10 protein-coding genes and 1 other RNA gene are annotated in these 13,459 nt (G+C 70.1%); 2 read left to right on the top strand and 9 right to left on the bottom strand.

All coding sequences use genetic code 11. From position 1 onward, the window contains the following. Positions 1–5 precede the first annotated feature (5 nt). Positions 6–1,289, bottom strand: a complete 1,284-nt coding sequence (locus ACTIFV_RS06135) for an aspartate kinase (protein WP_439592299.1) — start codon at positions 1,287–1,289, stop codon at positions 6–8. A 106-nt stretch (positions 1,290–1,395) separates the two neighbouring features. Between ACTIFV_RS06135 and ACTIFV_RS06130 the strand changes: the two genes are divergently transcribed. Beyond that, positions 1,396–1,887 (top strand): hypothetical protein, encoded by a 492-nt coding sequence (locus tag ACTIFV_RS06130; RefSeq protein WP_439591893.1) that lies wholly within the window; start codon positions 1,396–1,398, stop codon positions 1,885–1,887. 151 nt (positions 1,888–2,038) lie between these two features. Here the strand turns inward: ACTIFV_RS06130 and ACTIFV_RS06125 are convergent, their stop codons facing one another. The 7 genes from ACTIFV_RS06125 to pta all read right to left on the bottom strand — a co-directional run bounded on the left by ACTIFV_RS06125 (position 2,039) and on the right by pta (position 12,532). Continuing rightward, on the bottom strand, positions 2,039–2,974 hold the full coding sequence (locus tag ACTIFV_RS06125; RefSeq protein ID WP_439591892.1) for a DMT family transporter: 936 nt from the start codon (positions 2,972–2,974) through the stop codon (positions 2,039–2,041). Next, positions 2,974–3,567: a recombination mediator RecR gene (recR, locus tag ACTIFV_RS06120; RefSeq protein WP_439591891.1), complete on the bottom strand. Its 594-nt coding sequence runs from the start codon at positions 3,565–3,567 to the stop codon at positions 2,974–2,976. The genes ACTIFV_RS06125 and recR overlap by 1 nt, the downstream gene beginning before the upstream one ends. Positions 3,568–3,569: 2 nt before the next feature. Next, positions 3,570–5,786, bottom strand: a complete 2,217-nt coding sequence (locus ACTIFV_RS06115) for a DNA polymerase III subunit gamma and tau (RefSeq protein WP_439591890.1) — start codon at positions 5,784–5,786, stop codon at positions 3,570–3,572. Between the two features lie 61 nt (positions 5,787–5,847). Then, the gene (locus ACTIFV_RS06110) at positions 5,848–8,367 is read right to left on the bottom strand and encodes a glycoside hydrolase family 65 protein (protein ID WP_439591889.1); all 2,520 of its coding nucleotides are present in this window, start codon (positions 8,365–8,367) and stop codon (positions 5,848–5,850) included. Beyond that, on the bottom strand, positions 8,364–9,095 hold the full coding sequence (locus tag ACTIFV_RS06105; RefSeq protein WP_439591888.1) for an HAD family hydrolase: 732 nt from the start codon (positions 9,093–9,095) through the stop codon (positions 8,364–8,366). The genes ACTIFV_RS06110 and ACTIFV_RS06105 overlap by 4 nt, the downstream gene beginning before the upstream one ends. A gap of 75 nt (positions 9,096–9,170) precedes the next feature. Further along, complete coding sequence (locus ACTIFV_RS06100; protein WP_439591887.1) at positions 9,171–10,394, bottom strand: acetate/propionate family kinase; 1,224 nt, start codon at positions 10,392–10,394, stop codon at positions 9,171–9,173. A gap of 2 nt (positions 10,395–10,396) precedes the next feature. Next, entirely contained in the window at positions 10,397–12,532 is a 2,136-nt protein-coding gene (gene pta / locus ACTIFV_RS06095; protein ID WP_439591886.1) for a phosphate acetyltransferase, read from the bottom strand. 74 nt (positions 12,533–12,606) lie between these two features. Here pta and ACTIFV_RS06090 point away from each other — a divergent pair, with 74 nt between their 5' ends. Continuing rightward, complete coding sequence (locus tag ACTIFV_RS06090; protein ID WP_439591885.1) at positions 12,607–13,287, top strand: NUDIX domain-containing protein; 681 nt, start codon at positions 12,607–12,609, stop codon at positions 13,285–13,287. On the opposite strand, the gene ffs is transcribed toward ACTIFV_RS06090, so the two are convergent. Next, positions 13,282–13,378, bottom strand: an RNA gene (gene ffs, locus ACTIFV_RS06085) — signal recognition particle sRNA small type. The two genes, ACTIFV_RS06090 and ffs, sit on opposite strands and share 6 nt — an antisense overlap. Positions 13,379–13,459 lie beyond the last annotated feature (81 nt).

Below are 13,459 nucleotides of genomic sequence, written 5' to 3'. Positions count from 1 at the left end.
CGATACTATCGGCCGGTTCCGGCGTGGACGACGGCGTCGCTCGTGCCGTCAAGACCGTAGGCCGTGTGGACGAGACGCGCGGCTTCCGCGAGGTCGTCGCCGCGGAGGACGACCGAGATGCGGATCTCCGAGGTCGAGATCATCTCGATGTTGATGCCCGAGACGCTCAGCGCCTCGAACAGCGTCGCCGAGACGCCCGAGTGCGTGCGCATGCCTGCTCCGACGACCGAGAGCTTGCCGATCTGGTCGTCGTGCACGAGGCTCTCGAACCCGATGTCGGACTGATCGCCCGCAAGCGCCTTGAGCGCCGCGGAGGCATCGGTCTTGGGGAGGGTGAACGAGATGTCCGCGCGGCCCGTCGCCGCGATCGACACGTTCTGGACGATCATGTCGACGTTGGCGCCGGACTTCGCCACGACCTTGAAGATCTCGGCCGCCTTGCCGGGCACGTCGGGCACGCCGATGACCGTGATCTTGGCCTGCGTGAGGTCGGTCGCGACACCCGCGACGATCGGCTCTTCCATCTCTTCTCCTTCGCCGTCGGGGAGGGTCATCCCCGGGCCGAGCACATAGGTTCCGACGCTCGACGAGAACGTCGAGCGCGCCTGGATCAGCACGCCGTGGCGACGTGCGTACTCCACCGCGCGGATGTACAGCACCTTGGCGCCGTTCGCCGAGAGCTCGAGCATCTCCTCGCTCGTGACGACGGAGAGCTTGCGGGCCTTGGGGACGACCCGCGGGTCGGCCGTGTAGATGCCGTCGACGTCGCTGTAGATCTCGCACACATCGGCGTCGAGCGCCGCCGCCAGCGCGACGGCGGTCGTGTCGGATCCGCCGCGACCGAGTGTCGTGATATCGCGCGTGTCGCGGTTGAATCCCTGGAAGCCGGCGACGATGACGATCGCGCCCTCGTCGAGCGCCTCCCTCAGCCGGATCGGAGTGACGTCGACGATCCGGGCGGCGCCGTGCGTGGCATCCGTGATCATGCCCGCCTGGCTGCCGGTGAACGAGCGCGCCTCGAAGCCCATCGAGTGGATCGCCATCGCGAGCAGCGCCATCGAGATGCGCTCGCCGCTCGAGAGGAGCATGTCGAGCTCGCGCGGCGCCGGGATCGGCGCGACCTGGCCCGCGAGATCGAGCAGCTCGTCGGTCGTGTCGCCCATGGCGCTCACCGCGACGACGACGTCGTGACCGGCACGACGGGTGTCGACGATGCGCTTCGCGACCCGCTTGATGCTCTCGGCATCGGCCACCGACGAACCGCCGTACTTCTGCACGATCAACGCCACGTTGGAACTCCCCGAACTGCGGACGCCGGATGCCGCGCCCATCGGATCATCTTACGGATCGCCGTATGACCCACGGGCCATGTGACGCCTTCGCTAGAGTGCACGCATGAGCGAGCTGCTGGCCGAATGGAAGGACTTCAACGTCGCCATCGTCGGCGCGACCGCGGCCCTCGGCGGCCTGGTGATCGTCGCGGCGAGCGTCAACATCGGCGACATCGTGAAGTCCCGCTCGCTCACAGCGCGCCTGGGCTCGGGCATCGTGATGCTCGTCGTCGCGCTCGTCGTGTCGGCGACGGCGCTGATGCCCGCGATCGACGAGACCTGGTACGGCTGGATCGTGCTCGTCATCGCCGTCGTCGCCGTCGTCTTCCAGCTCGGCATCACGCGCGCGGTGATCAGGAACAGAGACCCTCGCAGCAGAGCCAATTGGGCCAAAGCGGCGCTCGGCTTCGTGCCGGCCGTGCTCTATCTCGTCGCCGGCGTCCTCGCGGTCGGTGGGTTGCCGGCCGCGCTGTACGTCGCGGCGGCGGCGGCCCTCCTGGCCATCATCGCCGCGCTCGTCGTGTCGTGGGTCGCCCTGGTCGAAGTCCTGCGCTGAGGCGCCACCCGCCCCGGATCTGCGGACGCCCAACCCGACCGATCCCGTCGAACCACGGCTCGCGGGACTCGGTCTCGACGGTTTCGCTCGGGTTCGAAGAGAGCGCGGTATGCCGCAGCCGAGCGCGCAGGGCGACGAGGCGCGGGCGGCGCTACGGCGCGGCGATGGGCGGGAGTGCGCCCGGCGGCTTGCGGGTGCGGAACGTGCCACCGGTCGCTGCGAGCCAGCAACCCAGGATGACGAGCGGGAAGCCGATGAGGAGCCCCGGGGTGATCTGCTCGCCGAGGACGATCGCACCGAGCGCGATCGCGACGACGGGGTTGACGTACGTGAACAGCGGTGCGCGCGCGGGGCCCACGGTGTCGATCAGCGCGAAGAAGACGATGAACGCGACGGCCGTGCAGATGACGCCGAGCAGCACGAGCGAGACGGTGCTCGGCACCGTCGGCACCTCGTGCTGCGTCAGCAGCGCGATGGGCAGGTAGAAGACTCCGACGGCGGCGAGAGCGAGGGTGATCGATCCGAGCGCCGGGACGTCCTTGAGCTTGGTCGCGATGATGAACGGCGCGATCGCGTAGCAGATCGCGACGAGCAGCAGCTCCCCGATCGCGAGCGGGGCGCCCGGCCCGCCGACGGCGAGTCCGGGGCCTGCGACGATGACGGCGACTCCCCCGAAGCCGATCGCGAGCCCGATCGCGCGCGACGGGCGCAGCACCGAACGGTCGCCGCGCGTGAACGCGATGATGGCGGCGAACAGCGGCACGGTCGCCACGAGCAGTCCGGTCAGCCCCGACGGCAGCGTCTGCTCGGCGTGCCCCAGCAGCAGGAACGGTCCTGCGATCTCGATCGCCCCGAACGCGAGCACCCAGCCGATCTTGCGCCACGCGGGGCGCAGCGCCTTCGCCCGCAGCGCGAACGGCAGGAGGAGCAGCGCGCCGATGAGAGTGCGTCCGGCGACGATGGATGCCGGCGAGTACGAGTCGACGGCCTGCTTGATGAAGAGGTACGGCAGACCCCAGATGATCGCCATCGCGGCGAACAGGATCCACGCGCGGGTCGTGAACCGCCCTGTGGTGGCGGTCGTCATCAGACCGACCGGCGCCCTTCGAACGCTCGCCCGAGGGTCACTTCATCGGCGTACTCGAGGTCGCCCCCGACCGGGAGCCCCGACGCGAGTCTCGTCACGGCGATCTCGAGGGTGCGCAGGAGGCGGCTGAGGTACGTGGCGGTCGCCTCGCCCTCGAGGTTGGGGTTGGTCGCGAGGATGACCTCCTGCACGGTGCCGTCGGCGAGTCGCTGCATGAGCTGCGTGATGCGCAGATCGTCGGGGCCGATGCCCGCGATCGGGCTGATGGCGCCGCCGAGCACGTGGTACAGCCCGCGGAACTCGCGCGTGCGCTCGATGGCCGCGACATCCTTCGCGTCCTCGACGACGCAGATGACGCTCGCGTTGCGACGCGGATCGCGGCAGATGCTGCACCGATCCTGCTCGGAGACGTTGCCGCACACTTCGCAGAAGCGCACGCGCTCGCGCACCTCGGCGAGGAGCTCCGACAGCCGCGCGACGTCGAACGTCGGCGTCTGCAGGATGTGGAACGTGATGCGCTGCGCCGACTTGGGCCCGATGCCGGGGAGCCGGCCGAACTCGTCGATCAGATCTTGGACGATGCCGTCGTACATGGCTAGCTGAACCTCGTGGGCGGCTCGTAGGGCTCCTCACGCACGAACGTGGCGCCGAGCACCTGACGCACCACGGCCTCGCCGTAGCGCTGCACGCCGTCGTTGCGCACCGTCGTCGTGACGCGAGGCGCGACGACGGGCGGCACGTTCTGAGGAGCGTCGGCGATCGCCTCGGCCTCGGCCTCGTCGTCGTCGGGCTCGATGGACGGCTCGACCTCGGTGGGAGGAAGCACCTCACCCTCGCGGACCGCGGGTGCGGTGCGGACGGGGAGGGATGCCGCATCCTCGGGCTCGTCGTCGACCGCGAGCGCGACGGGCACGCGAGCGGATGCCGGTGCGTCGTCGATCGTCGTCGTCGGGATGCGGGCGACCGCCCACTCGGTCACGGGCGCCGCCGAGGCCGATGTCGGAGGACGGGACGCCGGTGTGCGGGGCGGCGCCGCCTCGGATCGCGGGCGAGGGGACGCCTGGGAGCGCGGCGCCGGACCGGGGTCGGCGGGTGGAGGCGGCGCGTCGTCGTCGGCAGGTGGAGGTTCGTCGGCCGGAGGGGCGCCGTCCGCGGCGGGCGGCGTCTCGCCGCCGCGACCGCTCGCGCCATCGGCGGGACCGTCGAGGCGGGGGCGGAACTTCACCTGAACGCCGAGGACTTCGGCGATCGCCTGGCGGACGTCGACGTACGCGTCGGTGCCGCCGTGCGTGCGCGGCTTGAACTTCTCGATGTCGGCCGGGCTCTGGAACGCGAGCGAGACGTTCGGGCTCTCGGGGTCGCCGTCGAGGTCGACGACGCGGGTCGCCGAGGCGATCAGCCAGGACGAGCGGCTGATGCTCTCGAGCCGACCGAGGACCTCGGGCCACGCGTCGCGCATGCGCTGCGCCGTGACCGGGCCCGATGCCGAAGGTGCGGCGATCGGGTCGGCGGACTCGGGCGCGGGCTCCGCGACCGGAGCGGCGTCCGCCTCGGGCGAAGGGGCGGTGTCGGGCGCCGGGGCGGCGGCAGCGACGGGAGCTGCGGCTGCGGGCGCCGCCTGGGCGGCGGTGCCCGATGTCGCGGCAGGCGGCACGGCATCTGCCGCGGGCACGGTCGCGGGGGCCGCCGCGGCAGCAGGGGCCGTGGCATCCATCCCCTTCGCCAGCACGCGGGCGATCATGAGCTCGAGCTGCAGACGTGGAGAGGTGGCACCCGTCATCTCGTCGAGGGCCGAGATGACGACGTCGGCCGTGCGCGAGAGGCGCGCGGCGCCGAACGCGCCGGCCTGACGGGTCATGCGCGCGAGATCGTCGGACGAGATGCCGCGCAGCACCGCGGCAGCGCCGTCGCCCGTGGCCGCGATGACGATCAGGTCGCGCAGACGCTCGAGCAGATCGTCGACGAACCGACGCGGGTCCTGACCCGTCTGCACGACGCGGTCGACCGCGGCGAAGGCTCCGGCCGCGTCGCCGGCCGCGAATGCGTCGACCACCTCGTCGAGCAGTTCGGCGTGGGTGTAGCCGAGGAGCGAGACCGCGCGGGCGTACTCGACCTTCGACGTCTCGGAGCCTGCGATGAGCTGGTCGAGGAGCGAGAGGGTGTCGCGCGGCGAACCGCCGCCGGCCCGCACGACGAGCGGCAGCACACCGGCCTCGACCTCGACGCCCTCGGTCTTGCAGAGCTCCTGCACGTACTCGAGCATCGCCGCAGGGGGCACGAGCCGGAACGGATAGTGGTGCGTGCGCGAGCGGATCGTGCCGATGACCTTCTCGGGCTCGGTCGTGGCGAAGATGAACTTGACGTGGTCGGGCGGCTCTTCGACGAGCTTGAGCAGGGCGTTGAAGCCCTGCGGCGTGACCATGTGGGCCTCGTCGAGGATGAAGATCTTGAACCGGTCGCGCGCGGGCGCGAAGATGGCGCGCTCGCGCAGGTCGCGGGCGTCGTCGACGCCGTTGTGGGATGCCGCGTCGATCTCGACCACGTCGAGCGAACCGCCGCCGCCGCGCCCGAGCTCGACGCAGCTGTCGCACGTGCCGCACGGGGTGTCGGTGGGGCCTGCAGCGCAGTTGAGGCAGCGCGCGAGGATGCGCGCCGACGTCGTCTTGCCGCAGCCGCGCGGCCCGGAGAAGAGGTAGGCGTGGCCGACGCGGTCGCCGCGCAGCGCGGTCATGAGCGGATCGGTGACCTGCGCCTGCCCGATCATCTCGCCGAAGGATTCGGGCCGGTAGCGGCGATAGAGAGCGGTGGTCACGTCGACCAGCCTAGGCGGTGGTCACGACACTTCGGCAGGCGCGTGGATCCCGTCACGACCGTCAGGCATCCACTCCCTGCTCGACGTCGTCGTCGAAGCCGACGATCGGGATCGACGACGTCACCGTCGGCACCGAGGCCGACAGCAGCGTGCCGTCCTCGCGGCGCGAATCGGCCAGGTGCCGCAGCGACGGGCGACCGGCGATGACCGGCCCCTGATCCGCGAGCGGCACGACGACCTCTTCCCCGTCGCCGATCGCGAAGGCCGCGCCGCGCACGCTGAACACGACGGGCTCTCCCCCGCTCGCAGCCACCGTCAGGGCATCTTTCGTCACCGTCACCTGCAGACGCGTGCCGTGCCAGTGCAGCACGTACGACAGCGAGGGCCAGTCCGCCGGCAGTCGGGGGTCGAACGAGAGTTCGCCGAAGTGGTCGCGCATGCCACCGAATCCCGCGACGAGCGCGGTCCACACACCGCCCGCCGATGCGACGTGCACGCCGTCGGAGGCGTTGTGGTGCAGATCGGCGAGGTCGACGAAGATCGACTGCTGGAAGTACTCCAGCGCGAGGTCCTGATACCCGACCTCGGCCGCGAGGATCGCCTGCACGACCGCCGACAGCGTCGAGTCGCCCGTCGTCAGCGGGTCGTAGTACTCGAAGTCGGCCAGTTTGTCCTCGGCGGAGAAGTGGTTGCCCTGCAGGAACAGCGCGAGCACGACGTCGGCCTGCTTGAGCACCTGATACCGGTAGATCACGAGCGGGTGGTAGTGCAGCAGCAGCGGTCGCTTCTCGGGCGGCGTGTGCTCGAGGTCCCAGATCTCACGCTCGAGGAAGACGTGATCCTGAGGATGGATGCCGAGTGCCGGGCTGAACGGGATGTCCATCGCCTCGGCGGCCCGATCCCATCCTTCGGCCTCAGCGGGATCGAGGCCGAGGCGCTCGACCATGTCGCGGTAGGCGTCGGGGGCGTCCTCGGCCATCTCGCGGACGGTCCGCGCCGCGAACCGCAGATTGAAGCGCGCCATGACGTTCGTGAAGAGGTTGTCGTTCACGACCGTCGTGTACTCGTCGGGGCCGGTCACACCGTGGATGTGGAACGACTCGACCTCGACGTCGCCGTCGCTCGAGCGCCAGAATCCCAGCGTCGACCACAGCCGCGCCGTCTCGACGGCGATGTCGACGCCTTCGCGGTACAGGAACTCGACGTCCCCCGTCGCGCGCACGTACTTCGCGAGCGCGAAGCTCACGTCGGCGTTGATGTGGTACTGCGCCGTGCCCGCGGCGTAGTAGGCGGACGCCTCTTCGCCGTTGATCGTGCGCCATGGGAAGAGGGCGCCCGCCTCGTTCAGCTGGTAGGCGCGCTTGCGGGCCGCGGGCAGCATGAGGTACCGCATCCGCAGCGCGTTGCGCGCCCAAAGGGGGGTCGTGTAGGCGAGGAAGGGCAGCACGTAGATCTCGGTGTCCCAGAAGTAGTGACCGCTGTAGCCCGAGCCCGAGAGGCCCTTCGCCGGCACACCCTGGCCGTCGGCGCGGGCGGCCGCCTGCGCGAGCTGGAAGAGGCACCACCGCGTCGCCTGCTGCAGATCGTCGTGGCCGCCGATCTGCACGTCCGAGCGCTCCCAGAACGCGTCGAACCACTGGCGCTGGCGCTCGAACTGGCGCGCGACGCCCTCACCGGCTGCGCGATCGAGCGTGCGACGGCAGCGGTCGACGAGCTCGCGCGCCGGCACGCCCCGCGACGTGTGGTAGCTCACGAGCTTGGTGACCTTCGTCGGTACGCCCGCCTTCGCCTGCACGCGGAACACGTTCTTGGCGATGTCGGGCTCGATGAGACGGCGATCGGTGTGCTCGTTCTCGGTCTCGATGACGTGGTCGGCGATCACGGCGAGCGTCATGCCCGACTCGGTCACCCGATACGACAGCGCCGAGCGATCGCCGTCCTGCCAGTACTCCTGCGGCTGCAGGACGCGCTCTTCGATGCGCTCCGCCTTGCGCGGATCGAAGCCCGCCTTCTTCGTCGCGTTGGGAGTGCCGCCGTAGACGTTCTCGCCGTCCTGACGGTTGATCATCTGGCAGCTGATCGTGACGGGCGCGTCGGCGTTGAGCACCGTGACGGTGAGGCACAGCACCGCGAGGTGCTTCTCCTCGAACGACACGAGCCGCTCGTCCTCGATGAGCACCTCCTTGCCCGACGGCGTCACCCAGTGGATGCGACGGCGCAGCACGCCGTCGCGCATGTCGAGGGAGCGCTCGTACTCGCGGACGTCGGCCACGTCGAGCGAGAGCGGCTCGTCGTCGACGTAGACGCGCATGACCTTGGCATCCGGGGCGTTGACGATCGTCTGCCCGACCTCGGCGAAGCCGTAGGCCTGCTCCGCGTGCCGGATCGGGAACACCTCGTGGAAGCCGTTGATGAACGTGCCGTCCTCGTGGGCGTGGCGCCCCTCGGGGTGGTTGCCGCGCAGACCCAGATAGCCGTTCGCGACGGTGAAGAGCGTCTCGGTGACGCCCGCGTCGTCGCCCGAGAAGTGCTTCTCGACCAGGCGCCAGGGGTCGACGGGGAAGCGGTCGCGATCCATCATGGGACGAGCTCCTGAAGGTCGTCGACGACGAGGTGCGCCCCGGCGTCGGTGAGAGAGGACGCACCGGTCCCGCGATCGACCCCGATCACGAGTCCGAAGCCTCCGGCGGCGGCGGATTGGACGCCGCTGATGGCGTCCTCGATCGCGACGGATCGAGCGGGATCGACCCCCAGCATCCGGGCACCCTCGACGAAGACGTCGGGCGCGGGCTTCGAGGCGAGGTGGTCGCGCTCGGCGATGACGCCGTCCATCACGACGGGGAAGCGCTCGCGCAGGCCTGCGACGCGCAGCACCTCTTCGGCGTTCTTCGAGCTCGAGACGACCGCGATGGGCGTGCCGGCGGCCTGGAGGACGTCCAGGAGCGCGACGGACCCCGGATACGGCGCGATGCCGTCGGCGCGCAGCACGCGCTCGAACACGACGTTCTTGCGGTTGCCGATGCCGCAGATCGTGTCGGCCTCGGGCGGGTCCGAGGGATCGCCCCACGGGATCTCGACGTCTCGGCTGCGCAGCAGGCTCGCGACGCCGTCGTAGCGCTTCTTGCCGTCGAGCGAGGCGAAGTAGTCCTCGTCGGTATACGGCGGCGCGATGTCCCACGCGGCGAAGAGCTCTTCGAACATCGTCCGCCACGCGTGCATGTGCACTTCGGCGGTCGGCGTGAGCACGCCGTCCAGATCGAACAGGACGGCGTCGTACGCGGTTAGATCGGGCTTGTCAGCGGTGGTCACGAGGCCCCTTCGCGTGAGATCGGCAAGCGGGTACGGCCCGCCTTCGCACCGTCCGTCCAGCGTAGTCGGCGGAGCTCACTCGTCGACAACCGTCAGTGTCTGACGGGCGATCTCGAGCTCTTCGTCGGTGGGCACGACGAGCACGGTCACGCGCGACGCGTCGGTCGAGATGATCCGGATGCCGCGGGCCGCGGCCGTGTTGCGCTCCGGATCGATCTCGACCCCCGCGAAGCCCAGCGTCTCGAGCGCATGGGCCCTCACGAGCGGCGCGTTCTCGCCCACCCCCGCCGTGAACGAGATGACGTCCACTCCGCCGAGCTGCGCGAGATACGCGCCGGCGTACGCCCGCAGGCGGTGGACGTACACCTCGTAGGCGAGGAGCGCGGATTCGTCGCCCGCCTCGATCGCCGCCTTGAGGTCGCGCTGATCGGACATGCCCGCCAGGCCCACGAGTCCGCTCCGCTTGTTGAGCAGGTCGTCGAGGTCGTCGATGCTCATGCCCTCGCGGCGTGCGAGATGGAACAGCACCGCGGGGTCGATGTCGCCCGAGCGGGTGCCCATGACGAGTCCCTCGAGGGGGGTGAAGCCCATCGACGTCTCGACCGAGCGTCCGCCGTCGATCGCCGTGACCGACGCGCCGTTGCCGAGGTGGAAGACGATCTGCTTCAGGTCTTCCAGCGGGCGGCCGAGGAACGCGGCGGCGGCCTCGGAGACGAACTTGTGCGAGGTGCCGTGGAAGCCGTAGCGGCGGATGCGGTGCTTCTCGGCGAGCGCTGCGTCGATGGCGTAGGTGTAGGCCTCGGGTGCGAGCGTCTGGTGGAACGCCGTGTCGAAGACGGCGACGTGCGGCAGGTCCGGGAATGCCGCCTTCGCCGCTCGGATGCCCTGAAGTGCGCCAGGGTTGTGCAGGGGCGCGAGCACCGAGAGCTCATCGATGGCGTACTCCACGGATCCCGTGACCAGGGTGGGCTCGAAGAATCGCGCTCCTCCGTGGACGACGCGGTGGCCGAAGGCGACGGGAGGATTCTCCGCGAGCGACGGACCGTGCGCGGCGAACGCATCGAGCATGACCTGGAATCCCGCGATGTGATCGGGGATCGGCAGCTCCTGCTCGTACGCCGCGTCGGAGGCGGCGACGACGGGCCCGTCGGCGTGGAAGAACACCTTGTGGACGGTACGCCCGATCGACTCGCCGATCCGCTCGACGAGTCCCGACGCGAGCACGCGCTCGGCCGCCATGTCCAGCAGCTGGTACTTGAACGAGGACGAGCCGGAGTTGACGACGAGGACGACGCTCATCGTCACTCGCCCTGCGCCTGGATCGCGGTGATGGCGATCGTGTTGACGATGTCTTCCACGAGGGCGCCCCGGGAGAGGTCGTTGATGGGCTTGTTGAGGCCCTGCAGCACGGGACCGATGGCGATCGCGCCGGCGGAGCGCTGCACCGCCTTGTAGGTGTTGTTGCCCGTGTTGAGGTCGGGGAAGATGAACACCGTCGCCCGCCCGGCCACCTCGGAGCCCGGCATCTTCGCCGCGGCGACCGCGGCATCCGCCGCCGCGTCGTACTGGATCGGACCCTCCACGAGCAGCTCCGGAGCGCGGTCGCGCACGAGAGCCGTCGCTGCGCGCACCTTCTCGACGTCGGCGCCGGACCCTGACTCCCCCGTCGAGTACGACAGCATCGCGACGCGCGGCTCGATCCCGAACTGCGCGGCCGTCGCGGCCGACGAGATCGCGATGTCGGCGAGCTGCTCGGCTGTCGGATCCGGGATGACGGCGCAATCGCCGTAGACGAGCACCCGATCGGCGAGCGCCATGAGGAAGACGGACGACACGACCGAGACACCGGGCCTGGTCTTGATGATCTCGAACGCAGGACGGATCGTGTGCGCCGTCGTGTGCGCGGCACCCGAGACCATGCCGTCGGCGAGCCCGAGATGCACCATGAGCGTGCCGAAGTACGAGACATCCGTCACCGTGTCCGCCGCCTGCGCGTACGTGACGCCCTTGTGGGCGCGGAGCTTCTCGTACTCCCGGGCGAACTTCTCGACGTGCACGGCGTCGAACGGCGAGAGGACCTCGGCACCCCGGATGTCGATGCCGAGCTCGATCGCGCGGCTGCGGACCTCGATCTCCTCGCCGAGGATCGTGAGGTCGGCGATGCCGCGCGAGAGCACCGTGGCCGCGGCGCGCAGCACGCGGTCGTCGTCGCCCTCGGGGAGCACGATGCGCTTGCGCTGCGTGCGCGCCCGCTCGATGAGCCCGTACTCGAACATCAGCGGCGTCACGACCGTGGGCGCCGCGACGCCGATCGCCCGCAGCAGCTCGTCGGCGTCGACGCTCCGCTCGAACTGGGCGAGAGCCGTGTCGTAGCGCCGCTGCGAGTCCGCCGCGAGACGCCCGCGCGTGCGCATGATCCGCGCGGCGGTCTCGTAGGTGCCCAGCCCCGTCGTGATGATCGGCACGCTCGAGCCGAGGCCGTCGATCAGCCGCGTGATGGGCTCGGGCAGCTCGAATCCCCCGTTGAGGACGATGCCCGAGATCGAGGGGAACGTTCCCGACGCGTTGGCCAGCAGCGTCGCGAGCAGCACTTCGGACCGGTCGGCGGGGATGACGACGACGCCCCCGTCGATGAGGCGCGGGAGCACGTTGACCATCGACATGCCCGCGACGACGACGCCGAGGGCTTCGCGGGTCAGCAGGTCGGGGTCTCCCGACAGCAGCTCTCCGTCGACGGCTCGCATGATGCCCCGGATGGACGGGGCGACGAGGTAGCGGTCCTCGGGGATCGCCCACACGGGCACCGGCGCGTGATCCGCTCCCAGGGCCGCGACGACGGACTTCTCGATCGCGGCGATCGCGGGCTCGGCGAAGTCCGGCTCGACGCGATTGACGACGACGGCGAAGAGATCGGCCCGGCCGTGCACGAGCTCGGCGAGGGCGAGGTCGGCGATCTGACCCGTCTGTTCGGGCGTGCGCGGAAACGACGAGCCGAGCTGTTCGGGCTGCGTCTGGTCCTGGCCCGATCGGCCGCTGAGCACCAGCAGCACCGGTGCCCCGAGGTTCGCTGCGATGCGCGCGTTGTAGCCGAGCTCTGCCGGGCTGCCGACATCCGTGTAGTCGCTTCCGACGATCACGACGGCATCGGACTGCGCCTCGACCGCCTTGAACCGCTCGACGATGACGGCCAGCGCGGCATCCGGATCCCGCCGCACGTCGTCGTACGTCACGCCGATGCAGTCCTCGTACGCGAGGTCGACGCCGTCGTGGTCGAGGAGCATCTCGAGCACGTAGTCGCGCTCCGTCGTCGAGCGGGCGATCGCACGGAAGACCCCGACGCGCGGCGTCGCGCGGCTGAGCGTGTCGAGCACCCCGAGCGCGATGGTCGACTTGCCCGAATGGCCTTCGGCCGACGTGATGAAGATGCTCTGCGCCACCCGTCAACACTACGGGCGGGGTGGATGCCACGGCCAGGCGGTCGCTGTGACGTTGCGATGACTAAGCTCCGAGCATGACCGACCGACCCGGCATCGATGTGCCCGATCACCGCGGCCGGATCGGGCTCGATCGCACGGGGCTCGACCTGGATCGCAATCCCGATGTGCGGGTGACCGAGGTCGACGTCCTCGCATCGGCGTGGCACGTGCTGCGACGCACGACCCTCGAGTACCGCACGCCCTCGGGCGCGTGGGAGACGCAGCAGCGCGAGACGTACGATCGCGGCAACGGTGCGACGGTGCTGCTCTACGACCCGGCGCGGCGGACGGTGCTGCTGACCCGGCAGTTCCGCTACCCCGTCTACGTCAACGACCACCCCGACGGCATGCTGATCGAGACGGCGGCCGGACTCCTCGACGACGACAACCCCGAGGACGCGATCCGGCGCGAGGCCGCCGAGGAGACCGGGGTCGAGATCGGCGAACTCGAGCACGTCTGGGACGTGTACATGAGTCCCGGATCGGTGACCGAGCGTCTCCACTTCTACGCGGCGCCCTACGACTCCGCCACCCGTTCGAGCGACCGCGGCGGACTGGAGGAGGAGGGCGAGCACATCGAGCTGCTCGAGCTCGTCATCGACGACGCGCTCGCGATGGTGCGTGACGGCCGCATCCAGGACGCCAAGACCATCATGCTGCTGCAGTGGGCCGTGCTCGACGGGCCGCTGCGCCCCGGAGCCCCCGGGGAAAAGTAAGACTCTCCGCGAACCCGGCAGAGCCTGGTTACCCTTGCTACGTTTCCGTCCTGGGGGAGTTGGCCTGGATGCCGCCTCGCGGAGAGCTGAGACCAGTCTAACCGCAGAGCCGGCGACGTGACGGTCAGGGTTCTCCCAGAGCCCCGCGTCCGGCAACCGGGTTACGATCGAC

Origin of the sequence: Microbacterium sp. (assembly GCF_051860965.1) — a bacterium.
GTDB lineage: Bacteria > Actinomycetota > Actinomycetes > Actinomycetales > Microbacteriaceae > Microbacterium.
The sequence above is the reverse complement of the archived record's forward strand: the minus strand, read 5'-3'. Positions and strand labels throughout refer to the sequence as shown.

Coding starts and splice junctions, on each gene's coding strand:
- ACTIFV_RS06130 (WP_439591893.1), top strand. CDS start 1,396: ATGAGCGAGCTGCTGGCCGAATGGAAGGACTTCAACGTCGCCATCGTC.
- ACTIFV_RS06125 (WP_439591892.1), bottom strand. CDS start 2,974: ATGACGACCGCCACCACAGGGCGGTTCACGACCCGCGCGTGGATCCTG.
- recR (WP_439591891.1), bottom strand. CDS start 3,567: ATGTACGACGGCATCGTCCAAGATCTGATCGACGAGTTCGGCCGGCTC.
- ACTIFV_RS06110 (WP_439591889.1), bottom strand. CDS start 8,367: ATGATGGATCGCGACCGCTTCCCCGTCGACCCCTGGCGCCTGGTCGAG.
- ACTIFV_RS06100 (WP_439591887.1), bottom strand. CDS start 10,394: ATGAGCGTCGTCCTCGTCGTCAACTCCGGCTCGTCCTCGTTCAAGTAC.
- ACTIFV_RS06090 (WP_439591885.1), top strand. CDS start 12,607: ATGACCGACCGACCCGGCATCGATGTGCCCGATCACCGCGGCCGGATC.